Below are 24,007 nucleotides of genomic sequence, written 5' to 3'. Positions count from 1 at the left end.
ACGCCGAGGAGCGGCCGTCCCAGCGGGACGGCCGCTCCTTTCACCCGTCACTTCTGCTTGAGCGGGACCACGATCAGCCGGGCCGTACCGTTGTCGCCGTCCTTCGCGCCGGCCACGCCGACGGTGGTGCCGACCTTGATGTCGGTGGACTGCACGGTGTTCCGCCGCTCGACCACCTTCAGGTCCTCGCCGAAGGTCCAGGTCATGGTGAATCCGTCGGTCGACTTCACGGTCATCGAGTCGCCGTCGATGGCGGTCACCTGGCCGCGTTGGACGGCGACGGTCCTCGTACCGCCGTCCCTGGTCTGCACCACGGCCTCACCGTGCAGGGTGTTCTTCCGCAGCAGCACCCGGGCCTGCCGCCGCTTGCGCCACTCCTCGGCCCGCTCACCCCGCTTGCCCTTCCCGCCGGCGGACGCCTCCGGAGCCGGCGAACCGGACGGGGCGGCACCGGCTGCGGCCACCGGCTCCAGCTCGGTCGGGTCGAAGCCCATCGCGGCGAGCGCCTGGCCCTCCACGCCCATCGCCGCGGCCACGTCCACCGCCGCCGCCTTCGAGCTGTTCTCGGCGACCTGCGCCGGGCCGCAGCCGGCGAGGCCCAGCGCCAGCGCCGCGAGCAGCGACGTGGTGCCGATGGCCAATCCCTGACGTGCCATGAGTCTCCCTCTCGTCCGTGGTGATTACAGAGTCCGGTACCGGGATGGGTGGCGCGTCAGGCCGATGTTCGGGTCAGGTAAGGATGCGCGGGCAGCCGGACGGTGAAGGCCGCGCCGCCCTCCGGCGCGTGTCCGGCGGCGATGTCCCCGCCGAGCCGGCGGACCAGGCCGGCGGCGAGCGCCAGCCCGAGGCCGCTGCCGACCTTGCGCACCCCCCGGTAGCGCTGGTGCAGCGCCCCGCGCTCGAACGCCACCGCCAGGTCGCCGTCGGTGAAGCCCGGTCCGCCGTCGCGGACCTCGACCACCCCGCCGGCCGCCGGGTCCGGTCCGGCCGGCCGGACCGCGAGCACCACGGGCGCCCCCGGGGGTACGACCCGCAGCGCGTTCTCCAGCAGCCCGTCCACCACCTGCCGGATCCGCCCCGGATCGGTGTACGCCGGCACCGGCCCCGAAGGCACCTCCAGCCGGAAGGGCACGCCGAGCGCCGCGCACCGGTCCGACCAGGTGCGCCCCGCGTCGGCGGCCAGCCGGGTGAGGTCGACCGGCACCGGCTCCAGCGGGAAGTCCGCCGCCTCCAGCCGGGCCAGCGCCAGCAGGTCGCTGACCAGCCGGTCCAGGTGCTGGGCCTCAGCGAGCATGGTCCGGCCGGTGGCCGCTGCCTCGTCCGGGTCGATCACCCCGTCGGCCAGCGCCTCGGCCCAACCCCGGATCGCGGTCAGCGGGGTGCGCAGCTCGTGCGAGACGGAGAGCAGGAACTCCCGCTGCCGTCCCTCGCTGGTGGCCAGCGCGGCGGCCAACCCGTTCAGCGCGTACGCCAGGTCGGCCACCTCGTCCGGCGGCTCCACCGGCACCCGGACCGTCCGGTCCCCGGCGCGCAGCCGGGCCGCCGCGGTGGCCGCCTGCCGGATCGGCCGGGCCAGCCGGCGGGCGAGCAGCAGCCCGGCCGCCACCCCGGCGGCGAGCCCGGCCAGCAGCGGCAGCCACAGGGTGCGCAGCACCTGCCGCCACGGGCCCTGCGGGGTGGCCCGGGCGAGCACCACGCCGTCGCCGGCGCCGCCGGGCAGGGCCCGTCCCTCGACCAGGGACCGCCTGCCGGCCACCAGCCGCGGGCCGGAGACGTTCCCGCCGGCGGCGATCCGGTTCACCACCTGCCGGGGCAGTCCCGGCCGGTCGACCTCGCCGGCCCGGACGACGTACACGTCGATCTTCTGCTGGCTCAGCTGACGGATCAGCCGGTCGCCGGCGGCGTCGCGCTGCCGGGCCGGGCGGACCCGCAGCACGTCGGCGGCGAGCCGGGCCTGGGCGGCGAGCGCCTCCTGGTCGCGCCGCTCGGCGCCGCGAACCGCCAGGGGAACCGCGACCAGGGCGGTGACCAGCACCGACACCAGCGCCACCGCACAGGTGACCAGGACCGCGCGGGCGGTCAGGGTGCGGCCGAGCCAGCTCCGTCGGGGCGGGGACAACGCCGGGCGGGCACCGATCACCGGCAGCGCGACGGTGGGCTCGTGCGGCCGGTGCGGTCCGGGCGGCCGGGCCGGCGCGGTGGGCTCGGGCGGCCGGGGCGGGCCGGTGGGCTCAGCCATCGGCCGCGTACCCGACGCCGCGGTGGGTACGGATCACGCTGGCCGGGCCGAGCTTCGCCCGGACCTGTGCCACGTGCACGTCGACGGTCCGGGTGCCGGCGTGCGCCGCGTATCCCCAGACGCCGGCCAGCAGTTCCTCCCGGGTGAAGACCCGCCCCGGGCGGGCCATCAGGTGAGCGAGCAGGTCGAACTCGGTGGAGGTGAGCTGCACCGGCGCGCCGGCCGCGGTGACCGTGCGCCGGGCCGGGTCGAGGGTGACCGGGCCGACCGTCCGGGGCCGCTCCGCGCCGCCCGGAGCGCCGACGGTGCGACGCAGCACCGCGCGGACCCGGGCCACCAGTTCGCGGGGGCTGAACGGCTTGGTGACGTAGTCGTCGGCGCCGAGTTCCAGGCCGACGATCCGGTCGACCTCGTCGTCGCGGGCGGTGAGGAAGATGACCGGGGTCCAGTCGCCCGCCTCCCGGAGCCGTCGGCAGATCTCGGTGCCGGCCAGGCCGGGCAGGGCGATGTCCAGCACGCAGGCCACCGGGCGCAGCCGGCGGGCGGCCGCCAGCCCCGCCTCGCCGTCCCGTTCCAGGTGGACGCCGAACCCGTCCCGAACCAGGTAGAGCCGGACCAGGTCGGCGATGGCCGGCTCGTCCTCCACCACGAGGACGAGCCCGCGCGGCGCGGCGTCGGCGGTCACCGGCCCATGATGACCGACCGTCGGGCGGGACGGACGTGCGGCTGTGTTCGGGTCAGGTAAGGATGCGGTCAGCGCGCCACGACGGGGCGCAGCGCGGGGATCGGCGGGACGGCCGGCGTCTCGCCGATCTTCGCGACGACGCGCTCCGCCGGCTTGCGCAGCCGGGTCCGGAAGGCGTGGTGGAGCAGCGTGTCGAGCTGCCAGACCTGCTTCGGGTGCTGGGTACGGATGACGAACCGCTCGCGCGCCCCGTCGATGGCGGTGGCGGCCAACTCGACGGAGTGCGACCGCGGGTCCGGGCTCCAGGTCACGTTGCTCAGCTCACGCAGTTCGGTGTTGAGGTGCAGGCGCAGCCGGTGCAGCACCCGGGTCTGCTGGGTGACCACCATCCGGCGGTGGGTGAGCAGGAGGAGGAATTCCCCGGCCACCGGCCGGTCGGGGCGGCTGCACCGGGTGACCAGGATGGTGGCGTCACCGGAGCCGACGCACTGCCGGAACACCGGCATGTGCCGGGCCACCGTCTGGACCGCCAGTCCGGTCTCGGCGGCGGCCGGGAGGAACGTTCGCGAGAAGACGTCCATGCCCTGGTCAACGAGCCGTTACCTGCGGTGACGTGGGTCACTACGGCATTTTGGAAGTTCCACCCCTGCAAGTCGCACCCTGGGTGCGACGAGTGCGCAGGATCAGGACCGGCCGGTCGAGACCGTCCCGCTGAACACCCGCGGGTACGCCGGCTGCGCCAGGTCGAGATAGTTGCTGTCGATGTTGATCCGGACGCCGCCCCAGGTCTCGTCGTGGTCCCCCTGGTACTGCTTCATCCGCCGCTTGGGCGCCCAGTACGTCGACGGCACGGCCGGGTCGGTGACGGTCTTCACTCCGTCCCACCGGGCGAAGTCGAGGACGTCCGGGCGACGGTAACCGGGCCGGGAGTAGGCGGCCAACTGGTCGGTGAGACCCGCCGAGGAGACGTTGGTGTAGTAGCCGGAGAAGAAGCTGGACTGGTGCAGCCGGGTCGTCCAGGCCGAGACGAACGCGTTGACGGCGGCGGAGCAGGCCGCGTCGCCGGTCTCGTAGTGCTCCATGTCCAGGATGATCGTGCTCCAGGCCGCCAGGCCGAGGCTGCGGGCGCTGGCCGCCGCGTCGTTGGCCGCCTCCCAGCCCTGAGTGGCCGCCCGGGCCGGGTCGATTGTGCGCAGGAACCCGGAGCAGGGGGCCTGGAGGCCGACGTAGAGCGGGAAGAACCGCCAGCCCGCCGCCTGCTGGTTCGCCACCCAGGTCCGGGTCAGGTTCGGCTGCGCGCAGCCCCGGTTGACCCCGCCGATGTAGATCCCGACCGCCCGGTACGGCGACTGCAGCCACGCCTGCATCGCCACGTCCGAGGGCGCCGCGCAGGTGTCGAAGCCCAGCCCGGTGAAGGTGCCGGGCTGCGGGCCGTAGTAGCCGGCGGCCTGCGCCGGCTGGCTCGTGCCGGTCACCGCGGCGGCCACGGCGAGCACGCCGGTCAGGGCGGCGGCGAGCACCCGGCGGACGGCACGACGCCGGCCCCACGGGGCGGAGGGGATCGTCACAGGTCTCCCGATCTGGTCGAACGACGGTGGGGGCGGAGCGGGCCCGGACGGGCCGCGCGCTCGACGCCAACCCGAGGAATACTGCCGTGCCCTCGCCTGGCTGTCTACCCCGTCCACCATGGACCGGAGGAACCGATCCACCGACGGGCGGTGGGGCTCAGAGCGGGGCGGGGGCGAAGAGCTCCTCCAGCCAGCCCGGCACCGCCGCGGCGTACTGGGCCCGGGACGGGTCGGGGCTGTCCAGGGCACGCCGCCAGGACAGTGACCGGCTCACCGTGGTCACGATCATCGCCAGCGCCGCCGCCTCCCGCAGGTCACCCCGGTCGTACCGGTCGGTCCACGGCTCCAGGTACGCGTCCCGCAGCCGGGCCAGCGCCGGGTCGCCCGGCGTCAGGGCGAAGCCGTCGGCGACGGAGCGCAGGGTCACCAGCAGGGTGCCGAAGGGATGGGCGACCGAGGCGTCCCCCCAGTCGAAGAAGCGGTACCCGTCGTCGGCGGCGAAGACGTTGCCGTCGTGCAGGTCGTCGTGCTGGATGGTGGCCGGTATCCCGAACCCGGCGAGCCGGCGGCAGTCCGCCGCGTACCCGGCGCGGTGCGCGCGCAGCCGCTCGTAGCCGGCCGGGGCCAGCCCGTCCTCGGCGCCGATCAGCAGCGATCCAGTGTCGTCCAACAGCGACTCGAAGAGCGCCGGCAGCACCTCGGGGTGGTGGTCGGGCACGCCGGCGGCCAGCATCGCGTCAACCCGCGGCGCGGTGGCCCGCTGGAGGTCGGCGTACGCCGGCAGCACCCGCTCCCAGCGGCCCAGGTCGCGGTCGACGCTCAGCACCGCACGCAGGCTCGGGCCCCCGTCGGGCAGCAGTGACCAGCCCCGCCGCACGTCGAGCGCAAGCGGTTCGAGCACCCCGCCCGGGGCGGTCCGGGCCAACTCGGCCAGGAGCGCCGCCTCGTGCCGGGTGCCCGGGTTGTTGGCCTTGAACCAGACCGGCCCGGCGTCGGTAGGCACCTGCCAGACCAGCGACCAGGGGCGGACCCGCGGCTCGACCGGACCGGTGACCCGGCGGCCGAGCGGTGCCAGCTGCCCGGTGACCCAGGCGAGGGCGTCGTCGGCCCACCGGCGGTCCGACCAGTGCGGGGTGGGGGTAGTCGTCACGGCCGGCAGGTTAGGCCGCCCGGACGCGGGACGGCCACCGATTTCAGAGCAGTTCGACGATGGTGGCGTTGGCCATGCCGCCGCCCTCGCACATGGTCTGCAGGCCGTAGCGGATGCCGTTGTCGCGCATGTGCTGGAGCATCGTGGTCATGATCCGGGCGCCGCTGGCGCCGAGCGGGTGGCCGAGGGCGATCGCGCCGCCCCGCGGGTTGAGTCGCTCCGGGTCCGCCTCGGTCTCCGCCAGCCACGCCAGCGGCACCGGGGCGAACGCCTCGTTCACCTCGTACACCCCGATCTCCTCGATGCCCAGCCCCGCGCGGCGCAGCGCCTTCGCGGTGGCCGGGATGGGGGCGGTGAGCATGGTGACCGGGTCGTCGGCGGCGACCACGGCGGTGTGGATCCGGGCCAGCGGGCGCAACCCGTGCCGGCTGGCCCACTCGCTGGTGGTGACGGCGAGCGCCGCGGCGCCGTCGGAGATCTGCGACGCGGACCCGGCCGTGACCACGCCGTCGGCGCGGAACGGGGTGGCCAGCTCACCGAGCTTGGCCAGCGAGGTCTCCCGGCGGATGCCCTCGTCGGCGACGAACTTGCCGCCGTCGGCCAGCGCCACCGGGGCCAGCTCCGGGTCGAACGCGCCGGCGTCCTGCGCGGCGGCCGCCTTCTCGTGGCTGGCCAGCGCGAACTCGTCGAGCTGGGTACGGGAGAAGCGCCAGCGTTCGGCGATCAGCTCGGCCCCGACGCCCTGGTTGAACGGCAGCGGCTGGTCGTCGGCGAAGCCCTCGACGCCCCGGTAGCGGTCCCGGAGCTGATCGCTGAAGGGCATCCCGCCGCCGACGCTGGAGCCCATCGGCACCCGGGTCATCGACTCGACGCCACCGGCCACCACCAGCTCGGCCTGACCGGACGCGACGGTGGCGGCGGCGAAGTGCAGGGCCTGCTGGCTAGAGCCGCACTGCCGGTCGAGGGTGGTGCCGGGCACCGACTCGGGCCAGCCGGCGGCCAGCACGCCGTTGCGGGCGATGTTCCAGGACTGCTCGCCGACCTGGGAGACGCACCCCCAGACCACGTCGTCCACCTGGCCGGGCTCGATGCCGGTCCGCTCGGCGAGGGCGCGCAGCACGTGCGCCGAGAGGTCGACCGGGTGCACGGCGGCAAGGCTGCCCTTGCGCCGCCCGACCGGGGTGCGTACCGCGCCGACGATGACTGCGTCACTCATATCTACTCCCCGGTAACCTGGCTGGGTCGATCCTACGTCGTCGGCCGGCCGTCGTCCGCCCCCGGGAGCCGGCCCGGTCCGGCTGGCATGCTGGAGCCGTGCAACCACCATCGTCCCCGGCCCGCCAGTGGCGGGTGCCGGCGGCCCTGCCGGTGGCGAAGCTGCTCGCCGCGGCCGGCCTGGTCCTGCTCGGGCTGATCTTCGCCGACGGCGACCCGGTCCAGATCGCGCTGGCCGTCGCGGTGGGCGTCGCGCTCGCCGGCTGGGCGCTGCGCGACCTGCTCGTCCCGGTCCGCCTCGCCGTCGACCCGGCGGGGATCACCGTCATCGACGGGTACGCCGGCCGGCGGCTGCTGCCCTGGGATGCGGTGGAGGCGATCACCGTGGACCGGCGCAGCCGGCTCGGGCTCGCCACCGAGACGCTGGAGATCGACGCCGGGGAGTCGTTGCACCTGTTCGGCCGGGCCGACCTGGGCACCGAGCCGGCCGAGGTGGCCGAGGCGCTTCAGGCGGCCCGCCCCTGAGGCAGGGTCAGCCGGTCAGCATCGCGGTGCGGACGACCACCAGGCCGAGCAGCGCCACCAGGATGACCGCCGTACCGGCCGCCTGGAAGACCGACCGGCGCATCCGCGGGGCGTACGCGAGCACCAGCGCCATCAGCGCCCCGGCGACCAGGCCGCCGATGTGCCCCGGGACGGAGATGCCCGGCACGGTGAAGGTGAAGACCAGGTTGATCACCAGGATCGGCACGATCGCCGAGGTGTCCCGACCCAGCCGGCGCATCAGCACGAAGACCGCGGCGAAGAGCCCGAAGATCGCGGTCGAGGCACCGGCCGACGCGGCGTTCGGGGCGCTGAACAGGTAGGCCGCGACGTTGCCGCCAAGGCCGGCGACCAGGTAGAGCGTGAGGAAGCGCAGCGGCCCGAGCAGCGCCTCCAGGTCGCGCCCGAGCACCCAGAGCGCCCACATGTTGAGCAGCAGGTGCACCAGGCCGTAGTGCAGGAACATGGCGGTGACCAGCCGGTACCACTCGCCGGTGGCGACGCCCTCCACCGGGAACTGCGGCGGCCACTGCGCGATCACCGCGCCCCACTGGGTCAGCGGGGTGCCGCCGCCGAACAGGCCGCCAAGGGCGGAGCCGCCGGCCATCGAGTCGCCGCCCCGGTCGGAGGCGATGGAGAGCACCATCATCAGCACGTTCAGCGCGATCAGGGTGCGGGTCACCAGGCCACGTCGGCCGGCGGCACCGCCGCCGAAGGCGGTGCGCGCCGGCCGTACGGTGCGGCGTCCCTCGCTCACGCACTCCGGGCACTGGTGGCCGACGGAGGCGTCCCGCATGCAGTCCGGACAGATCGGCCGGTCACAGCGGGTGCAGCGGACGTACGTCTCCCGGTCGGGGTGGCGGTAGCAGACCGGAGTGGTCGGCACCGACCCACCGGTGGCGTCGCCGGCCGGCCCGGAGCGTTCAGTCATGCGTGCAAAGGTACCTCGCGGGCGCGATCAGGCCGGGGTGCGCTCGATCTCGACCCGCTCGATCACCACGTCCTGCAGCGGCCGGTCGCTCGGGCCGGTCGGAGTGTTGGCGATCGCGTCGACGACCTTCACCGACTGCTCGTCGGCCACCTGGCCGAAGATGGTGTGCCGGTTGTTCAGGTGCGGCGTCGGCGAGACGGTGATGAAGAACTGCGAGCCGTTGGTGCCCGGCCCGGCGTTCGCCATCGCCAGCAGGTACGGCCGGTCGAAGCGCAGCTCCGGGTGGAACTCGTCGCCGAACTGGTAGCCCGGTCCACCCCGGCCGGTGCCGGTCGGGTCGCCCATCTGGACCATGAAGCCGCTGATCACGCGGTGCGAGATGGTGCCGTCGTAGTACGGCCCGCTGCCCGGCTGGCCGGTGCGCGGGTCGGTGTACTTCGCGGTGCCCTCGGCCAGTTCCACGAAGTTGCGGACCGTCTTCGGAGCGTGGTTCGGGAAGAGCTCCAGCCGGATCGGGCCAGCGTTGGTGTGCAAGGTGGCGTAGACAGCCTCGGCCACGGGTACTCCTCACTCGTTGGTCAGTTCCATGCGGATCCTCCCATGTGCCCGATCTGGCAGTGCGGAGGCATCCGAAGGTGGAGGATGACGAAGGAACAACTCCCAGGAGGTGGGACCGTGTTTGGAATCGGGCGGCGCAAGACCCAGGGACAGCTCGCAAAGATCGAGCTCAACCAGGGCATCGGACACCTGCGTCAGGCCGCGAACCATGCGGCGAAGGGTGCCGGCGCCACGGTCGGCCCGCGGGTCCAGGCGGCCCGGGGCGCCGTCGCGCCGACCGCCGTCGTCGTGAAGGACCGGGCGTCGAGCGGGTTCGCGTCCACCGTCGCGGCCCTCGCGCCGCTGGCCCTGGCCGTGCGCAACGCGCAGGCCGGCACGGCGGGCAAGATGGTCGCCGACCGCAAGGCCGCCGCCGCGAAGCAGGCCGCGGTGAGCAAGAAGGCCAAGGCGAAGAACGCCAAGGCCAGCAAGAAGAAGCAGAAGAAGTCGGGCGGCATGATGACCGGCCTGCTGGCCGCCGGCGCGGTCGCCGGGGTGGCCGGCGCGATGGCCATGCGTCGCCGCCGGGAGCAGCAGGAGTGGGCCGAGTACGACCCGACCCGCGGCGTCGCGCCGGTGAGTGACGAGGTCGACACCCTGGTGGTGGAGACTCCCTCGCCCAGCGGCGAGAAGGTCACCGACGCCTCGACGATGTCCAGCGGCGCCGGCACGGCCGGTGGCCCGACCGGCGCGGGAAGCTCATCGGTGGCCGGTGGCGACAGCGCGTCGACCACCCGTCCCGGCACGCAGCCGGTGATCCACGCCAACGACAAGGTCCCCTCGGTCGCCGAGGGCGCCAAGGACGTCTCCGGTCGTCCGGCGGACGACCTCACCAACGCGCTCGGCAAGGGTGCCGCGAAGAGCCGTCGCTGACACCAGGGGCATCGCCGGCGGCGCGGGAGGCGACTCCCGCGCCGCCGGCGTGTCCGGGGGAGTGAACCTCGCTTATCGGATCGCCGGGCGTGCGCCCGGCTCCTACAGTGCAGGACATGCCGCCGTCGAGGAGTGAGCCCCCGGCGCCCGGGGTGCAGTCGGCACGGCCGGCCCCCGCGGGTACCCGGGCGGTGTCCCGACGGCGGATCCTGACCGGCGCCGCGGCCGCGCTGGGCGGGGCGGCCGCCACCCTCACCGGCGAAATCGGGTACGACGAGGCCACCGCCGACAGCAAGCTGCCCTTCTACGGCGGGTACGCCGCCACCGTGCACGCCGATCGGCGCACGCCGCCGCGCTCCTCACGGGTGGAGGTGGTGTGGGGAGTGGACACCACCCGGCGGCTGGTCGCGTTGACCTTCGACGACGGGCCCGCGCCGAGCTGGACCCCGCAGGTGCTGTCGATCCTGGCCGACGCCGACGCCCGGGCCACTTTCTTCATGGTTGGGCGCAACGCCCGCGAGCACGGCCACCTGGTCGCCGACCGGTTGGCCGGGCACGAGGTCGGCAACCACACCTGGGCCCACCTGGACCTGGCCCGAATGACGTACGAGCAGAGCCGCGAGGCGATCAGCCGGGCGCACGAGGAGCTGACCCGGCTCTGGGGCCGGGAGCCCACCCTGCTCCGCCCGCCGTACGGGCACCTCGGCGGCAGCACCCTGCTCGCGGCGAACGACCTGGGCTACCAGTTGGTGCTCTGGAACCGGCAGATGCTCGAGTCGCAGTACGTCCACAACCCCGCCGGCCTGGTCGACTACGTGGTCGGGGCGTGCACCCCCGGGACGATCCTGCTGGCCCACGACACCGGGCCGGCCGACCGGCTGGTCGCCATCCGCGGACTGGCCGGAATGATCAAGGGGCTGCGGGCCCGGGGCTTCGACTTCGTCACCGTCTCCGAGCTGCTCGCCACCGGTTGAGCCGGCGCTACAGCCAGCCGTTGCGGCGGAACAGGCGGTAGAGGGTGAACGACGACGCCAGCATCAGCGCCCAGACGCCCGGGTAGCCGTACGTCCACCCCAGCTCCGGCATGTTCTCGAAGTTCATGCCGTAGATGCCGGCGATCGCGGTCCACACGGCGCCGATCGCGGCCCACGCCGCGATCTTGCGCATGTCGTTGTTCTGGTCGACGGTGACCTGCGCCAGCCGGGCCTGGAGGATCGAGTTGAGCAGGTCGTCGTAGGAGTTGACCTGCTCGACGGTGCGGCTGAGGTGATCCTGCACGTCGCGGAAGTACCGCCGGATCTCCTTCGGCACGTCCCGGTTGACCTGCGAGGTCAGCGTGAGCAGCGGCCGCTGCAGCGGGACCACCGCCCGCTTGAACTCCACCAGCTCCCGCTTCATCTGGTAGATCCGCTGGATCCGCCCGCTGCCCTGGCGGTCGAAGACGTCCGCCTCCAGCACGTCCAGGTCGTCCTCCAGCTGGTCGGCCACCTCCAGGTAGAGGTCGACCACCCGGTCGGTGATCGCGTACGCCACGGCCCACGGACCGTGCACCAGCAGCTCGCGCTTGGCCTCCAGGTCGGCCCGGACCGGGGCGAGCCGGCTGGCGTCGCCGTGCCGGACGCTGATCAGGAAGTTCGGCCCGATGAAGAGCATCACCTGGCCGGTCTCCACCACCTCGGAGTTCTCGGTCAGCTCGGTGTGCTCGCAGTACCGAGCGGTGCGCAGCACCAGGAAGACGACCTCGCCGAAGCGCTCCAGCTTGGGGCGCTGCTCGGCCTTGACCGCGTCCTCGACCGCCAGCTCGTGCAGGCCGTACGTCTCGGCGATGGCGGTCATCTCGGCCAGCTCCGGCTCGTGCAGCCCGATCCAGACGAACGCGTCGCGTTCCCGGCGGGCCGCCTCCAGCGCCTCGGCGTAGTGCCACTGGCCGGACTGGCGCTCCCCGCCGACATAGAGACCGCAGTCGACGACGCCGCTGCGCTCCGGGCCGGCCGGCGCGGCCGTACGCGGGGAGCCATCGGCGTTGAGGATGCGGGACATCGCGCGGACCGGGGCCGCCCAGGCGCGGGGGCGCGGCGCCCGTCCGGCGTTCGGTGTCGTCGACCGCTCCTGGTCCGTCATGGCGTCCCCCTCCCCCACGCTGCTGCGGCTTGCAGGTTACGCCGCCGCCGGGGTTCGGCCCGTCAGCGAGGTACGGGGCGTTCCGAGCGTCCGATCCGGCGGGTGGGGCCGTGACAGTGGTCACAGTTCTGGCCGCGGCAGCGGGCGGGGCCCGGAGAAGCCACGGCGACGGGCGGGTGCGGGCACCGGCGCCGGGGTGGCGCCGGGTGGGCCGTACCGCGTCAGGGGGTGAGGGGCGACACGGCCCACCCGACGCCGTTGGGGGCGGGGGTAGTGCTGCGTGGCGTCGCCGGTCCACCCCGGTCGCGGGGGCACCGGCCCTGGTGGGGGCGGTGCGGCGGTGGACGTGAGTGACGCTCGCAGCATTGTGGGCCGCCGGCCGGCTCGGGGGGAGTCCCGAGCCGGCCGGCATCGCCTGATTGTCGGAAACCCGACAGAAAATCAGCCGCGAACGGCGGCCACGGCCTCCGCCAGCCGGCGGACACCCTCGTCGATCCGGTCCGCGGTCACCGCGGAGAACGCCAGCCGGAGCGCGTGCCGGCCGCCCTCGATGACGAAGTCGCTGCCCTTGACCACGGCCACGCCCCGCTCGGCGGCGGCCGGGGCGAGCTTCTCCACCAGCACGTCCTCCGGGAACTCGACCCAGAGGAAGTAGCCGCCGTCCGGCTCCACGAACCGGGCCTCCGGCAGGTGCCGGCGCAACGAGTCGGCCAGCACCCGGGCCCGCTCGCCGAGCGCCGTCGACACCGTCTCGATCGACCGCTGAATGTCGCCGGAGACACAGAACTGGTGCACGATCGCCTCGGAGACCATGCCCGGGGAGATGTAGAGGCTGGTCGCCTTCTTGGCGATGTCGGCGATCAGGTCAGCCGACCCGACCAGGTAGCCGACCCGGACGCCCGGGCAGACCGTCTTGGTGAAGCTGGACGCGTGCACCACCACGTCGCGGGTGTCCATCGAGAGCATCGACGGCAGCGGCTCCCCGCGGAAGCGGATGTCGGCGTACGGGTCGTCCTCGAAGATGATGAACTCGTACTCCGCGGCCAGGTCGAGCAGCTCACGCCGCTTCTCCAGGGAGAGGGTCACCCCGGCGGGGTTCTGGTAGTTCGGGATGACGTGCGCCAGCCTGGGCCGCACCCCGGACTCCAGCAGCTTGCGCAGCTCGGCGGTGTCCAGGCCGTCCGGCTGGATGGAGACGCCGTGGATCTCGCCGCCCATCTTCTGCAGGTTGAGCAGGGTCCGGTCGTATGTCGGACGCTCCACCACCACCGCGTCGCCGCGCCGCACCAGGTGGTCGAAGAGGAACGCGTCGGCCTGCAGCGAGCCGTTGGTGACGAGCACCTGGTCCGGCTGAACGCCGTGCTTGTCGGCGATCCACTTTCGCAGGGGTGGGTAGCCGACGGAGGTGCCGTAGGCCGTGACCCCGGCGGGGTCGGCGTCGAAGGCGCGGACGGCGGCTGCCTTGAGACCCTCGACATCCACGATGTCCAGCGAGGGAGCTCCACGGGCGAACGAGATCAGCTGCTCGGCGGTCATGCGCACGAGCCTAGGGCCTGCCCCGGCCACTCCGACCGGCATACACGCCAAGTTCAACATGCGGGCAGTGATCGATTGGCGGACCCGAATTCCGCTCTCGTTCTCCCTGCTGGCGGGCCGGCCGGGAGTCGTCGGGGGAGGGTACGACGACTCCCGCCCCGGGGGTCAGCGCAGCGCGAGCCCCTGCTGCGCCCAGACCCGCATCAGGTCCCGGACCGAGATCACCCCGGCCACCTCGCGGCCGTCGAGCACCACCAGGTGCCGGAAGCCGCCCCGGGCCATCGCCGCGGCCGCCTCCTCCACCGTCCACTCCGGACCGGCGTAGACGACATCCCAGCTCACGTGCCCCCTGGTCCGCTCGACATCGCAGTCCAGGTCGGCTCCGATCGCGTTGAGCACGTCGCGTTCGGTCATGATGCCGATTCCCTCGGACTCCGGGTCGATCACGACCGCCGACCCGACACCGCGGGCCGACATCATTCGGGCCGCCTGGCGGAGCGTGTGCTCCGGGCCGACCACGAGTACCTCACTGGACATCGCTTCTCGAACCTGCATCACGCATCACCCCTGTGGGACGGCGGCACCGGTACCCCACATGGTGGGCCCTCAAGGCAGATCGGGACAAGACCGGTCAGCGGCGAGCTCGCCGGCGGCTCGCTACTGTCGACGCTGTGCCCACCGAGCCTCTCCGCTGCGCCGGCGCGCTGATCGTGGACGACGACGGCCGCCTTTTTGTCCAGCGCCGGTCCCCCGAGCGGCGCCTTTTTCCCAACACGTGGGACATCGTCGGCGGCCATCTGGAACCCGGTGAGGACGCCGAGGACGCGCTGCGCCGCGAGGTCGCCGAGGAGACCGGCTGGACCGTCTCGCACGTGCTGGCCCGGTTCCCCGCATTCCGCTGGACCGGCGACGACGGCCTGGACCGAACCGAGACCGACTTCCTGGTCCGGGTCGACGGCGACCTGACCCGGCCCCGCCTGGAGGCCGGCAAGCACACCGAGTTTCGCTGGCTGACCGAACGCGACGTGGCGATGCTGGACGAGAACCGGGACGTCGACGACGGTGAGATCCGGCGAATCGTCGAGGACGCGTTCGCCGCCCTCCGGTCCATCGGCCGGTGAACGAGGGCGTCGAGCTGGCCCCGCACCGGTTCGCCGGACTGGTCGCGCCGGCGGTCGACCGGACCTTCGTCGCCGGCATGCTCGCCGGCCGCGACGGCGGCGGCGCCGAGTTGAGCCAGCGGTACGGCGGGCCGGCGGCGACCGGCTTCCTGGTCGAGTTCCGGACCCGGCTCGCCGCGCCGGGCGGGACGGTCGACGGGCACGGCTTCGCCGCGGTCACCCGGTACCGGGACCCGGCGGCCTGCCAGCGGGCACTGGACAAACAGGTGGCGCACGGCATGATCGCCCGCCAGCCCGACGGCGGGTTCGCCGCGACCGAACGGGGGGCGGACTTCCTGGCCGAGATCTACCAGGTGCACGGCGAGGTGACCGAGGAGCTCTGGGTCGGGCACGACGACCGGGTGGTCCGGCTGGTCGAGGCCCTCGGGCGGCTGCTGGCGTACGCGCTGCTGCTCGCCGACGCCCCGGGCGCCGAGCCCGGCCCCGCCTTCGCCACCATGGCCCCGCCGTACGAGCCGGACGGCACCCCGCCCGGCGTGCTGCTGCTGAACCGGCTCAGCACGCTGCGTTACCACCGGGCGGACGCGCACGCCGCCGCGTGGACGGCCGCCGGGCACACCGCCGCGACCGTGGCGGACCTGCCGCCCGGACCGGAGCGCCGGGCCATCGAACTGGAGACCGACCGGCGGGCCGGCGGGCCGTACGCCGTGCTCACCGCGGACGAGCGGCTGGGCATGCTGGCCGACCTGGCGGCGCTGCCCGGCTGAACGACCGTGCGCACCGGTTGGCCGCAGGACGACCGCCAGGTGACGTTATCCTCCACGATGACCGTGGGTGATTCGTGGGGAGGACGTCGGAATGATCGGGATGGTGCTCGCCGCCGGTGCCGGGCGGCGACTGCGCCCGTACACCGACACCCTGCCCAAGGCGCTGGTGCCGGTGGACGGTGAGACCACCATCCTCGACATCGCGTTGCGCAACCTCGCCGAGGTCGGGCTCACCGAGATCGTGATCGTGGTCGGCTACGCCGCCGACGCGGTCGTCCAGCGGCAGGCGGCCCTGGAGCAGCGATACGGCGTCCAGCTCACCCTCGTGCACAACGACAAGGCCGAGGAGTGGAACAACGCCTACTCCCTCTGGCTGGCCCGGGAGCACTTCGCCCGTGGCGTGCTGCTGGTCAACGGCGACACCGTGCATCCGGTGAGCGTGGAGAAGACCCTGCTGGCCGAGCGCGGCCCGGGCGTCCTGCTGGCCGTGGACAACATCAAGCCGCTGGCCGAGGAGGAGATGAAGACCACCTTCGACGCGGCCGGCCAGCTCACCCGGATCACCAAGCTGATGGACCCGGGCGAGGCGTACGGCGAGTACATCGGCGCGACGCTGATCGAGCCGCAGGTGGCGGTCCCGCTCGCCGACGCCCTGGAGGCGACCTGGCGGCGCGACCCGAACCTGTACTACGAGGACGGCTACCAGGAGTTCGCCGACCGGGGCGGCGAGGTGCGGGCGGCGCCGATCGGTGACGTGCTCTGGGTCGAGGTCGACAACCACGCCGACCTGGCCCGGGCGCGGGAGATCGCGTGCCGCTACTAGCCCGGACGATCCTCACCCCGCTCCACATCGACGTGCGGCGGGGCGCGGTGGCGGACCTGGCCGCGATCCTGGTCGACGGGCGGATCTCCGCCGGGGGCGACGTGGCGGTGGTGGTCGGGCCCGGGCAGGGCGAGCAGATCGCCGAGCTGATCCGGCCGAAGCTGCGCTCGGCGGACGTCTTCACCGTGGCGGGCGGCACCCTGGACGCCGCCGACGACCTGGGCGCGAAGCTGCGCGCCCGGTCGTACGACGCGGTGGTGGGGATCGGCGGCGGCAAGACCATCGACGTGGCGAAGTACGCGGCCACCCGGCGCGGGCTGCCCATGGTGACCGTGGCGACCAGCCTGGCGAACGACGGCATCGCCTCCCCGGTGGCCAGCCTGGTCAACGAGGGCATCAAGGGCTCCTACGGGGTGCACATCCCGATCGCGGTGATCGTCGACCTGGACTTCGTGGAGGCCGGCCCGGAGCGCCACAACCGGGCGGGCATCGGCGACGTGGTCAGCAACATCAGTGCGCTGGCGGACTGGGAGCTGGCCCGGCAGGTCCGCGGCGAGCCGGTCGACGGGCTGGCCGCCTCGCTGGCCCGGATGGGCGCCGAGGCGGTGCTCGCCCACCGGGGCGACATGACCGACGACGCGTTCGTCACCGTGCTGGCCGAGGCGCTGATCTCCAGCGGCCTGGCGATGGCGGTCTGCGGCACGAGCCGCCCGGCCAGCGGCGGCTGCCACGAGATCATGCACGCGGTCGACTCGCTCTTCCCGGGCACCGCCTCGCACGGCGAACTGGCCGGGCTCGGGGCGCTCTTCTGCACGTTCCTGCGCGGCGACCGGCGGCGCTTCGAGGAGATGTCGGCCTGCCTGGCCCGGCACGGCCTGCCCCGGCTCCCCGCCGACGTGGGCCTGACCGACGACCAGTTCGTCGAGGCGGTGCAGTTCGCCCCGGCCACCCGGCCGGACCGCTACACCATCCTCGAACACCTCGCGCTGACCCCGGCCGAGACCCGACAGCGGCTTGGAGAGTACGCCGATGAACTACGCGTCCACCTTGGCTGAGCCGACCCGGCCCTCCGTCGCCGACTTCTACCGGGTCAACCGGGGTGGCGGGCTGTTCAGCGAGTCGGTGAGCCAGCGCCTGGGAGCCGTGTTCGCCCTGGTCGCCCAGCGGCTCGGGCTGCGCCCCACCGCGCTGAGCATCGGCAACCTGGTGCTCGGGCTGGCCACCTCGGTGACCGTGGTGGCGCTCGCCGACCGGGTCGCCGCCGGGGACGTGCCGGCCTGGGTGGTCGGGCTGGTCGCGCTGGTCGGCTGGCAGGTCGCGTACGCGCTGGACTGCGCCGACGGGCAGCTGGCCCGGGTGACCGGCACGGGCAGCGCGGCGGGCGCCCGGGTGGACGTGCTCTGCGACGTGGCCGCCCAGATCGCCCTGGTCGCCGCGCTGGCCGCGACCGTCGTGGCGCAGCACCCGGGCGTACCGACCTGGCTGATGGTGACCTTCGCCGGCACCTGGATGGTCAACCTGGTGACCTCGGTGATGCAGTCCGGCCCGAACGCCGCCAGCATGGTCACCTCGACGTCGCTGCCGGTACGCCTGGTGAAGCTGGTCCGCGACTACGGCGCGGTGATCTTCGTGGCCGCGCTCGTGCTGATGGTCGCGCCCGCCCTCACCCTCTGGGTGGTCGTCGCCTTCACCATCGTCAACGGCGGCTTCCTGCTGGCCAGCATCGCCTTCGCCGCCCGCGCCTCCCTCCGCTGACCCTCCTCCGGCCCTCCGCTGGCCGCGGGTTTCAGGGGCGGGGGGCGGCGGTGCGGGCTACGTCGGCGTAGATGTCGAGGAGGCGGTTGGTGACCACGTCGGGGTGGAAGGTCTGCTCGTAGCGGGCGCGGGCCGGGGCGGCCAGGGCGGGTGCGCCGGCGCGGGCGCCCGGGAGGGCGGCGGCCATCGCGGCCGGGTCCGGGGGGACGACCCAACCGGCGGTGCCGGTGACCACGCCGGTCGGCAGCGGTGCGACGCCGACTCCGGCGACGGCGGAGGTGACGGCGGCCGGGCCGGTGCCGGCGGGCTCGTGCGGCGCGTCGGCCCCCACCAGGTAGGGGATGCCGCCGAGCGCGGTGCCGAGCACCGGCCGCCCGCTGGCCAGCGCCTCGATGATCACCGTGGGGAGCACGTCGTGCCAGGTGGAGGCGGCGATCACCACGGCGCTGGCCTCGATCGCGGCCCGCACCCCGGCCCGATCCAGCTGGCCCAGGTAGAGCACGTCGGGCCGCTCGGCGGCGGCCGCCTCTACCAGCGGCCGCAGCTCCCCGTCACCGGCGATGCGCAGCGGGCCCAGCGCCCCGACCGGGTGCCGACGCCATGCCTCCAGCAGCAGGTCGAGCCCCTTCTCGGGGGTGAGCCTGGCCATGTAGAGGAACCCGTCGCCGAGCGGCGCGGGCGCGCCCGGGTCCGGCACCGCGTTGGGCTTGACCACGATCCGGTCCGCCGGGATGCCGTAGTCCCGCAGGTGGTCGGCGATCGCCGAGGTGAGCGCGATGAACCGGTCCACCGACCGCCAGGTGCCCCGGTGCACGGCCAGGGTGGTCGCCATCAGCGCACTCTGCGCCGCCGAGTTCCGGTAGCAGCGGTGCACGATCGCCGGCACGCCCAGCGCCCGGCCCTTGCAGTCCTGGCAGATCATCCCGTCCCGGAAGTAGATGCCCGAGGAGCAGACCTGCCGGTAGTTGTGCACCGTCTGCACCACCGGCACGCCGTGCCGGTGCGCGGTCCGCACCACCCAGGGCGAAATCAGGGGGTACGGGTTGTGCAGGTGCAGCACGTCCGGCCGGTGCTCGGTGATCAGCCGGCTCAGGTCCTCCTGGGCGCGCGGCGCCCAGATCGGGGAGATCGGCAGCAGCGCCTTGGCCGCCTTCGACATCGACGGGATCTCGTCGGAGCTGCGGATGAACGGCAACACCTCGACGCCGGCGGCGGTGAGCTGGGCGATCTCCGAGTCGACGATGGTGTTCTCGCCGGAGGGTTGGGCTTCCCGGTACCGGTTGTGCGCCACCACGATTCTCACGGGAAAGAAGGCTACCGTTGTACCGTGCCCGAGCTACCGGAGGTGGAGGCGCTCGCGGGTTACCTGCGTGAGCGCGCGGTGGGGCGGCGCGTCGACCGGTGCGAGGTCGCCGCGATCAGCGCCCTGAAGACGTACGACCCGGCGCCGGCCGCACTGGGCGGCCGGGCGGTGACGGACGCCCGGCGGCACGGCAAGTTCCTCGAAGTGGTCTTCGACGGCGGCCTGCACCTGGTGGTGCACCTGGCCCGGGCGGGCTGGCTGCACTACCGGGAGGCGTTCTCGTCGACCGTCCCGCTCCGGCCGGGCAAGGGCCCGATCGCGCTGCGGGTACGCCTCGACGACGGCTCCGGCTTCGACCTGACCGAGGCGGGCACCCAGAAGAAGCTCGCCGTCTACCTGGTGACCGATCCGGCCCAGGTGCCCGGGGTGGCGAAGCTGGGACCGGACGCGCTCGGCGCCGACCTCGCCACCTTCGCCGAGCGGCTGCGCAGCCGCCGCGGTCAGGTCAAGGGAGTGCTCACCGACCAGGCGGTGCTCGCCGGGGTGGGCAACGCGTACTCCGACGAGATCCTGCACGCGGCGAAACTCTCCCCGTTCGCGATCAGCGACCGGCTCACCGACGACCAGATCGCCGTGCTGCACGGGGCGACCCGGGCGGTGCTCGGCGACGCGGTCCGCCGCTCACTGGGCCAGCGGGCCGCGGAGCTGAAGGGCGAGAAGCGCTCCGGACTGAAGGTGCACGCCCGGAAGGGGCTGCCCTGTCCGGTCTGTGGCGACACGGTGCGGGAGGTGTCTTTCGCCGACTCCAGCCTCCAGTACTGCCCGACCTGCCAGACCGGCGGCAAGCCCCTCGCTGACCGTCGGTTGTCCCGCCTCGTACGGTGAGTGACGACACGTTCCGATTACGGAGAGGAATCATCCCGGGAGCGTCGAAGGTCCCGGTCCACGCCTCTTCCCGACCCCCCATACATCGGTATAGTGGCTCGGTCCCCGGCTTCCAAACTGACGTGGAGCCGGCCGGATCCCCCGCTGGCAACACCAGACGCGATGTCCTTCGGGTCAGCGTCGGGCCCGATGCCCGCGTGGGAGACTGGAACGGTGGGCGACCCGAGCCCCTCACGGCGAGTGAGCGGCACGTGGCATGCGGGAGGACATGGGTGAGGTGACGACAAGCCTCCAGCGCCCGGTAACCAACACAGGCCGGAGCAAACTCGTGCGGCACGTCGACAGCTTCGAGATCCAGCCGCCGACACCGCCGTCGCACAACGGCGTACCCCGGTCGGCGTGGGCACGTGCCCGCCGACGTGTCTCCCGCTGGCACCGGCCCTACATCGCGCTGCTCCTGCTGCTCGACTTCGGAGCCGCGGCACTGGCCAGCTGGATCGCCGTCCAGACCTTCGACCAGGCCGCCTCGGGCTTCCAGGACGCCAAGGAGTCCTGGTTCCACACCGTGGCGTTCGTGCTGCTCCCGCTCGGCTGGTTGATCATCCTGTGGGGCAACGGGGCCTACGACCGGCGGTACCTCGGCCTCGGGCCGGACGAGTTCAAGCGGGTGATCCGGGCCGGGGTGGCGGTGGCCGCCACGGTCTCCTTCATCGCCTTCGCCACGCGGACCCTGCTGTCCCGGTGGTCGGTCGGCTTCGCCCTGCTCGGCGCCCTGCTGCTGATCCTGCTGGTCCGGTTCCTGGCCCGGTTCGTGCTGCACCAGGTGCGCAGCCGGGCCGGTCAGGCCGGGCACCGGATGGTGCTGGTGGGCACCCTGCCGGAGGCGCTGGAGGTCTACACCGCGGTCACCCGCAACCCGGGCGCCGGCCTGGTGCCGGTGGCCATCCACATCACCGACGGGTACGCCGCCGCCCGCGGCATCCAGACCCCGGTGCCGGTCTACGCCGGCCGGGACGTCCTCGCCCTGGTCCGCGAGGTCGGCGGGGACACCATCGCGGTCTGCGGCTCGGCCAGCGCCGAGCCGGGCGAGCTGCGCCGGCTGGCCTGGCAGCTGGAGGGCTCCGGCGTCGACCTGGTCGTCGCCCCGCAACTGACCGACATCGCCGGCCCCCGGGTGCACATCCGCCCGATCGAGGGCCTGCCGCTGCTGCACGTCGAGGAGCCGACCCTGTCGGGCCCGGCGCTGCTGGTCAAGAACCTGCTGGACCGGGTCGCCGCCGGCCTGGGCCTGCTCCTGCTGGCGCCGCTCTTCCTGGCCATCGCGATCGCGATCCGGATCTCCGACCCCGGGCCGGTCTTCTTCCGCCAGCCCCGGGTCGGCCACGAAGGGCGCACCTTCAGGGTCTGGAAGTTCCGGACCATGTACGTCGACGCCGAGGAGCGGCTGGCCAGCCTCACCGACCAGAACGAGACCGACGGCCTGCTGTTCAAGATGAAGCAGGACCCGCGGGTCTTCGCGGTGGGTCGCTTCCTGCGGGCCTCCTCGCTGGACGAGCTGCCCCAGCTGATCAACGTGCTCTGGGGCGAGATGTCCCTGGTGGGGCCGCGCCCGCTGCCCGCCGACGACGGCGACTTCCTCGGCGACGTGCGCCGCCGGCTCCTGGTCCGGCCGGGCATCACCGGCCTGTGGCAGGTCTCCGGCCGCTCCGACCTGTCCTGGGACGAGGCGGTCCGGCTGGACCTCTACTACGTCGACAACTGGTCGCTGGCGTACGACCTGAGCATCCTGTGGCGAACGGTGGGCGTGGTGCTGGCCCGCAAGGGGGCGTACTAGCGCTCGGGGGCGTCACCCGTCAGGATCGCTGCGTGAGTGGCAACCTCTCCGCCGTCGTCGGCGTCGTCTCGCTGGTCACCGCGCTGGCCGCGGCGCTCTGGGCGGTGCTGCGGCTGCGCGGCCGGCGGGGCATCGCCACGGCCACCCAGCGGGCCACCTACGAGGTGCTGCACACCGCCGGCCTGGCCGCCGAGCCGTTGCGCGGCGGGCTGCACCCGGCCGGCGCGGCGAAGGCCGTACGCCATCTGCGGTCCCTGGTGGGGGCGGCCGGGCTGGCGCTGACGGACACCGACGCGCTGCTCGCCCTCGACGGGCGCGGCGCGCACCACGGCGACCAACTGCTCGCGGCGGCCCGGCGGGCGGTGGAGACCGGGCGCTCGACGGTGCTCGGCGAGTCGGAGCTGCACTGCGACCGGGTGGACTGCGCGGTCCGGGGCGCGGTGGTCGCTCCCCTCTCCGCCCAGGGGCGGGTGGTCGGCGCGCTGGTCGCGGTCGCCGACGCGCCGCCGGCGCCCGGGCTGGTCCAGGCCACCCTGGAGACCGCCCACTGGGCCGGCAACCAGCTCGCCCTGGCCGAGCTGGACTCGTCCCGGGAGCGGCTGGCCCGGGCCGAGATCCGCGCGCTGCGCGCCCAGATCAGCCCGCACTTCATCTACAACGCGCTGACCGCGATCGGCTCGTTCGTCCGAACCGACCCGGAGCGGGCGCGGGAGCTGATCCTGGAGTTCGCCGAGTTCACCCGGTACTCGTTCCGGGCGCACGGGGAGTTCACCACGCTGGCCGAGGAGCTGCGCTCGATCGACCGCTACCTGACCATCGAGCGGGCCCGGTTCGGCGACCGGTTGCAGGTACGGCTGGAGATCGCCCCGGAGGTGCTGCCGGTGACGCTGCCGTTCCTCTGCCTCCAGCCGCTGGTGGAGAACGCCGTCCGGCACGGGTTGTCCCGCAAGCCCGGCACCGGCATGGTGAGCATCGAGGCCCGGGACGCGGGCGCGGAGTGCCACATCACGGTGGAGGACGACGGAGTGGGGATGGATCCGGCCACCCTGACGGCGGGGATCGCCGAGCTGGCCCGGGGCGGCATCGACCCGAGCGACGACCAGGGCCAGCACGTCGGCCTCTCCAACGTCGACGAGCGGCTCCGGTCGGTCTTCGGGGACCGGTTTGGCCTGGTCGTCGAGACCGGCCCGGGCTCGGGTACGAAGGTGAGCCTGCGGGTGCCGAAGTTCCACCCCGGCGTACGGGCGGGTTCATGAGCGAGCGGGCCTCGGGTTTCCTCCGGGTGCTGGCGGTCGACGACGAGCCGCCGGCGCTGGACGAGCTGGCGTACCACCTGCGGGCCGACCCCCGGGTGGCCCGGCTGCACACGGCGGGCGACGCGACCGAGGCGCTGCGGGTGCTCCGCGACGCCGACGTGGACGTGGTCTTCCTGGACATCCGGATGCCCGGGCTGGACGGGATGGAGCTGGCCCGGGTGCTGCGCCGCTTCGCGCGGCCCCCGGCGATCGTCTTCGTCACCGCGTACGACGACGGCGCGGTGGACGCGTTCGACCTGGGCGCGACGGACTACGTCCGCAAGCCGGTACGGGCGGAGCGGCTGGCGGAGTCGCTGCGCCGGGTGATCGGCTCGCGGGTGGTCCCGTCGCACCCCGCGGCGCTGGCCCGGGCGGAGGAGGATCCGACCATCCCGATCGAGCTGGCCGGGACGACCCGGATGCTGCCCCGCTCGGCGGTGCGCTGGGTGGAGGCGCAGGGCGACTATGCCCGGCTGCACACGGCGGACGGCTCGCACCTGGTCCGGGTGTCGCTGGCGACGCTCGCCGAGCGCTGGGCGGATGCCGGGTTCGTCCGGATCCACCGGTCGTACCTGGTGCAGTTGAAGCTGATCGCCGAGCTGCGGCTGGCGAACTCGGGCTACGTGGTGGTGATCGACTCCTCGGAGCTGCCGGTCAGCCGCCGGCACACCCGGGAGCTGAAGGACAAGCTGGTCCGGGCGGCGAAGCAGGACTGGAACCGGTGAGTCGGGAATAGTTCCGCCGTTGGCGTACGCTGTACGGTAGG

25 protein-coding genes are annotated in these 24,007 nt (G+C 73.6%); 12 read left to right on the top strand and 13 right to left on the bottom strand.

Annotation, left to right across the window (positions count from 1 at the left end; translation table 11 throughout):
• Positions 1–47: 47 nt before the first annotated feature.
• The 7 genes from AC5RWQ_RS05360 to AC5RWQ_RS05330 form a co-directional block, all read right to left on the bottom strand.
• Entirely contained in the window at positions 48–656 is a 609-nt protein-coding gene (locus AC5RWQ_RS05360) for a hypothetical protein (RefSeq protein WP_494281592.1), read from the bottom strand.
• A gap of 56 nt (positions 657–712) precedes the next feature.
• Positions 713–2,239, bottom strand: coding sequence for a sensor histidine kinase (locus tag AC5RWQ_RS05355; protein WP_494281591.1), 1,527 nt, complete (start codon positions 2,237–2,239; stop codon positions 713–715).
• Positions 2,232–2,924, bottom strand: coding sequence for a response regulator transcription factor (locus AC5RWQ_RS05350; RefSeq protein WP_494281590.1), 693 nt, complete (start codon positions 2,922–2,924; stop codon positions 2,232–2,234). The genes AC5RWQ_RS05355 and AC5RWQ_RS05350 overlap by 8 nt, the downstream gene beginning before the upstream one ends.
• Positions 2,925–2,992: 68 nt before the next feature.
• Positions 2,993–3,505, bottom strand: a complete 513-nt coding sequence (locus AC5RWQ_RS05345; RefSeq protein WP_494281589.1) for a hypothetical protein — start codon at positions 3,503–3,505, stop codon at positions 2,993–2,995.
• Between the two features lie 102 nt (positions 3,506–3,607).
• Entirely contained in the window at positions 3,608–4,492 is an 885-nt protein-coding gene (locus tag AC5RWQ_RS05340; protein WP_494281588.1) for a DUF1906 domain-containing protein, read from the bottom strand.
• 157 nt (positions 4,493–4,649) lie between these two features.
• A complete protein-coding gene (locus tag AC5RWQ_RS05335) occupies positions 4,650–5,642 on the bottom strand; it encodes a phosphotransferase family protein (RefSeq protein WP_494281587.1) in 993 nt (330 codons plus the stop codon).
• 43 nt (positions 5,643–5,685) lie between these two features.
• Entirely contained in the window at positions 5,686–6,858 is a 1,173-nt protein-coding gene (locus AC5RWQ_RS05330; protein WP_494281586.1) for a thiolase family protein, read from the bottom strand.
• Positions 6,859–6,956: 98 nt separating this feature from the next.
• Here AC5RWQ_RS05330 and AC5RWQ_RS05325 point away from each other — a divergent pair, with 98 nt between their 5' ends.
• Entirely contained in the window at positions 6,957–7,382 is a 426-nt protein-coding gene (locus AC5RWQ_RS05325; RefSeq protein ID WP_494281585.1) for a PH domain-containing protein, read from the top strand.
• 7 nt (positions 7,383–7,389) lie between these two features.
• Here the strand turns inward: AC5RWQ_RS05325 and AC5RWQ_RS05320 are convergent, their stop codons facing one another.
• Positions 7,390–8,331, bottom strand: a complete 942-nt coding sequence (locus AC5RWQ_RS05320; RefSeq protein ID WP_494281584.1) for a rhomboid family intramembrane serine protease — start codon at positions 8,329–8,331, stop codon at positions 7,390–7,392.
• A 27-nt stretch (positions 8,332–8,358) separates the two neighbouring features.
• The gene (locus AC5RWQ_RS05315) at positions 8,359–8,889 is read right to left on the bottom strand and encodes a peptidylprolyl isomerase (protein WP_334487659.1); all 531 of its coding nucleotides are present in this window, start codon (positions 8,887–8,889) and stop codon (positions 8,359–8,361) included.
• An 84-nt stretch (positions 8,890–8,973) separates the two neighbouring features.
• Between AC5RWQ_RS05315 and AC5RWQ_RS05310 the strand changes: the two genes are divergently transcribed.
• Both AC5RWQ_RS05310 and AC5RWQ_RS05305 read left to right on the top strand, forming a co-directional pair.
• The gene (locus AC5RWQ_RS05310) at positions 8,974–9,801 is read left to right on the top strand and encodes a hypothetical protein (protein WP_494281583.1); all 828 of its coding nucleotides are present in this window, start codon (positions 8,974–8,976) and stop codon (positions 9,799–9,801) included.
• A 116-nt stretch (positions 9,802–9,917) separates the two neighbouring features.
• On the top strand, positions 9,918–10,775 hold the full coding sequence (locus AC5RWQ_RS05305) for a polysaccharide deacetylase family protein (protein WP_494281582.1): 858 nt from the start codon (positions 9,918–9,920) through the stop codon (positions 10,773–10,775).
• A gap of 7 nt (positions 10,776–10,782) precedes the next feature.
• On the opposite strand, the gene corA is transcribed toward AC5RWQ_RS05305, so the two are convergent.
• From corA to AC5RWQ_RS05290, 3 genes are all read right to left on the bottom strand, one after another.
• On the bottom strand, positions 10,783–11,922 hold the full coding sequence (gene corA / locus AC5RWQ_RS05300) for a magnesium/cobalt transporter CorA (protein ID WP_494281581.1): 1,140 nt from the start codon (positions 11,920–11,922) through the stop codon (positions 10,783–10,785).
• A gap of 441 nt (positions 11,923–12,363) precedes the next feature.
• Positions 12,364–13,458 carry an aminotransferase-like domain-containing protein gene (locus AC5RWQ_RS05295; protein WP_334487670.1) on the bottom strand — a complete coding sequence of 365 codons (1,095 nt, stop codon included), beginning with the start codon at positions 13,456–13,458 and terminating at the stop codon, positions 12,364–12,366.
• A gap of 165 nt (positions 13,459–13,623) precedes the next feature.
• Entirely contained in the window at positions 13,624–14,013 is a 390-nt protein-coding gene (locus tag AC5RWQ_RS05290; RefSeq protein ID WP_494281580.1) for a CBS domain-containing protein, read from the bottom strand.
• A gap of 116 nt (positions 14,014–14,129) precedes the next feature.
• Here AC5RWQ_RS05290 and AC5RWQ_RS05285 point away from each other — a divergent pair, with 116 nt between their 5' ends.
• From AC5RWQ_RS05285 to AC5RWQ_RS05265, 5 genes are all read left to right on the top strand, one after another.
• Entirely contained in the window at positions 14,130–14,579 is a 450-nt protein-coding gene (locus AC5RWQ_RS05285; RefSeq protein WP_494281579.1) for an NUDIX domain-containing protein, read from the top strand.
• Positions 14,576–15,346: a hypothetical protein gene (locus AC5RWQ_RS05280; RefSeq protein WP_494281578.1), complete on the top strand. Its 771-nt coding sequence runs from the start codon at positions 14,576–14,578 to the stop codon at positions 15,344–15,346. Before AC5RWQ_RS05285 ends, AC5RWQ_RS05280 begins: the two co-directional genes overlap by 4 nt.
• Positions 15,347–15,437: 91 nt before the next feature.
• Positions 15,438–16,169 (top strand): phosphocholine cytidylyltransferase family protein, encoded by a 732-nt coding sequence (locus tag AC5RWQ_RS05275; RefSeq protein ID WP_494281639.1) that lies wholly within the window; start codon positions 15,438–15,440, stop codon positions 16,167–16,169.
• The gene (locus AC5RWQ_RS05270; protein ID WP_494281577.1) at positions 16,157–17,224 is read left to right on the top strand and encodes an iron-containing alcohol dehydrogenase family protein; all 1,068 of its coding nucleotides are present in this window, start codon (positions 16,157–16,159) and stop codon (positions 17,222–17,224) included. The genes AC5RWQ_RS05275 and AC5RWQ_RS05270 overlap by 13 nt, the downstream gene beginning before the upstream one ends.
• The gene (locus AC5RWQ_RS05265) at positions 17,199–17,924 is read left to right on the top strand and encodes a CDP-alcohol phosphatidyltransferase family protein (protein WP_494281576.1); all 726 of its coding nucleotides are present in this window, start codon (positions 17,199–17,201) and stop codon (positions 17,922–17,924) included. The genes AC5RWQ_RS05270 and AC5RWQ_RS05265 overlap by 26 nt, the downstream gene beginning before the upstream one ends.
• Positions 17,925–17,955: 31 nt before the next feature.
• On the opposite strand, the gene AC5RWQ_RS05260 is transcribed toward AC5RWQ_RS05265, so the two are convergent.
• Positions 17,956–19,227, bottom strand: a complete 1,272-nt coding sequence (locus AC5RWQ_RS05260; protein WP_494281575.1) for a glycosyltransferase — start codon at positions 19,225–19,227, stop codon at positions 17,956–17,958.
• 24 nt (positions 19,228–19,251) lie between these two features.
• Here AC5RWQ_RS05260 and AC5RWQ_RS05255 point away from each other — a divergent pair, with 24 nt between their 5' ends.
• From AC5RWQ_RS05255 to AC5RWQ_RS05240, 4 genes are all read left to right on the top strand, one after another.
• A complete protein-coding gene (locus AC5RWQ_RS05255; RefSeq protein ID WP_494281574.1) occupies positions 19,252–20,112 on the top strand; it encodes an Fpg/Nei family DNA glycosylase in 861 nt (286 codons plus the stop codon).
• 268 nt (positions 20,113–20,380) lie between these two features.
• Positions 20,381–21,946, top strand: a complete 1,566-nt coding sequence (locus AC5RWQ_RS05250; protein WP_494281638.1) for a sugar transferase — start codon at positions 20,381–20,383, stop codon at positions 21,944–21,946.
• A 32-nt stretch (positions 21,947–21,978) separates the two neighbouring features.
• Positions 21,979–23,202, top strand: coding sequence for a sensor histidine kinase (locus tag AC5RWQ_RS05245; RefSeq protein WP_494281573.1), 1,224 nt, complete (start codon positions 21,979–21,981; stop codon positions 23,200–23,202).
• Positions 23,199–23,966 (top strand): LytR/AlgR family response regulator transcription factor, encoded by a 768-nt coding sequence (locus AC5RWQ_RS05240; protein ID WP_334487696.1) that lies wholly within the window; start codon positions 23,199–23,201, stop codon positions 23,964–23,966. The genes AC5RWQ_RS05245 and AC5RWQ_RS05240 overlap by 4 nt, the downstream gene beginning before the upstream one ends.
• The last annotated feature ends 41 nt before the right edge of the window (positions 23,967–24,007 follow it).

This window comes from Micromonospora sp. BS32, from assembly GCF_059089345.1.
The sequence above is the reverse complement of the archived record's forward strand: the minus strand, read 5'-3'. Positions and strand labels throughout refer to the sequence as shown.

What these genes read in the sequence shown, in the direction of transcription:
- AC5RWQ_RS05360 (WP_494281592.1), bottom strand. Translation starts at nt 656, where the DNA reads ATGGCACGTCAGGGATTGGCCATCGGCACCACGTCGCTGCTCGCGGCG.
- AC5RWQ_RS05355 (WP_494281591.1), bottom strand. Translation starts at nt 2,239, where the DNA reads ATGGCTGAGCCCACCGGCCCGCCCCGGCCGCCCGAGCCCACCGCGCCG.
- AC5RWQ_RS05345 (WP_494281589.1), bottom strand. Translation starts at nt 3,505, where the DNA reads ATGGACGTCTTCTCGCGAACGTTCCTCCCGGCCGCCGCCGAGACCGGA.
- AC5RWQ_RS05330 (WP_494281586.1), bottom strand. Translation starts at nt 6,858, where the DNA reads ATGAGTGACGCAGTCATCGTCGGCGCGGTACGCACCCCGGTCGGGCGG.
- AC5RWQ_RS05320 (WP_494281584.1), bottom strand. Translation starts at nt 8,331, where the DNA reads ATGACTGAACGCTCCGGGCCGGCCGGCGACGCCACCGGTGGGTCGGTG.
- AC5RWQ_RS05310 (WP_494281583.1), top strand. Translation starts at nt 8,974, where the DNA reads ATGACGAAGGAACAACTCCCAGGAGGTGGGACCGTGTTTGGAATCGGG.
- AC5RWQ_RS05305 (WP_494281582.1), top strand. Translation starts at nt 9,918, where the DNA reads ATGCCGCCGTCGAGGAGTGAGCCCCCGGCGCCCGGGGTGCAGTCGGCA.
- corA (WP_494281581.1), bottom strand. Translation starts at nt 11,922, where the DNA reads ATGACGGACCAGGAGCGGTCGACGACACCGAACGCCGGACGGGCGCCG.
- AC5RWQ_RS05295 (WP_334487670.1), bottom strand. Translation starts at nt 13,458, where the DNA reads ATGACCGCCGAGCAGCTGATCTCGTTCGCCCGTGGAGCTCCCTCGCTG.
- AC5RWQ_RS05290 (WP_494281580.1), bottom strand. Translation starts at nt 14,013, where the DNA reads ATGCAGGTTCGAGAAGCGATGTCCAGTGAGGTACTCGTGGTCGGCCCG.
- AC5RWQ_RS05275 (WP_494281639.1), top strand. Translation starts at nt 15,438, where the DNA reads ATGATCGGGATGGTGCTCGCCGCCGGTGCCGGGCGGCGACTGCGCCCG.
- AC5RWQ_RS05265 (WP_494281576.1), top strand. Translation starts at nt 17,199, where the DNA reads ATGAACTACGCGTCCACCTTGGCTGAGCCGACCCGGCCCTCCGTCGCC.
- AC5RWQ_RS05250 (WP_494281638.1), top strand. Translation starts at nt 20,381, where the DNA reads ATGGGTGAGGTGACGACAAGCCTCCAGCGCCCGGTAACCAACACAGGC.
- AC5RWQ_RS05240 (WP_334487696.1), top strand. Translation starts at nt 23,199, where the DNA reads ATGAGCGAGCGGGCCTCGGGTTTCCTCCGGGTGCTGGCGGTCGACGAC.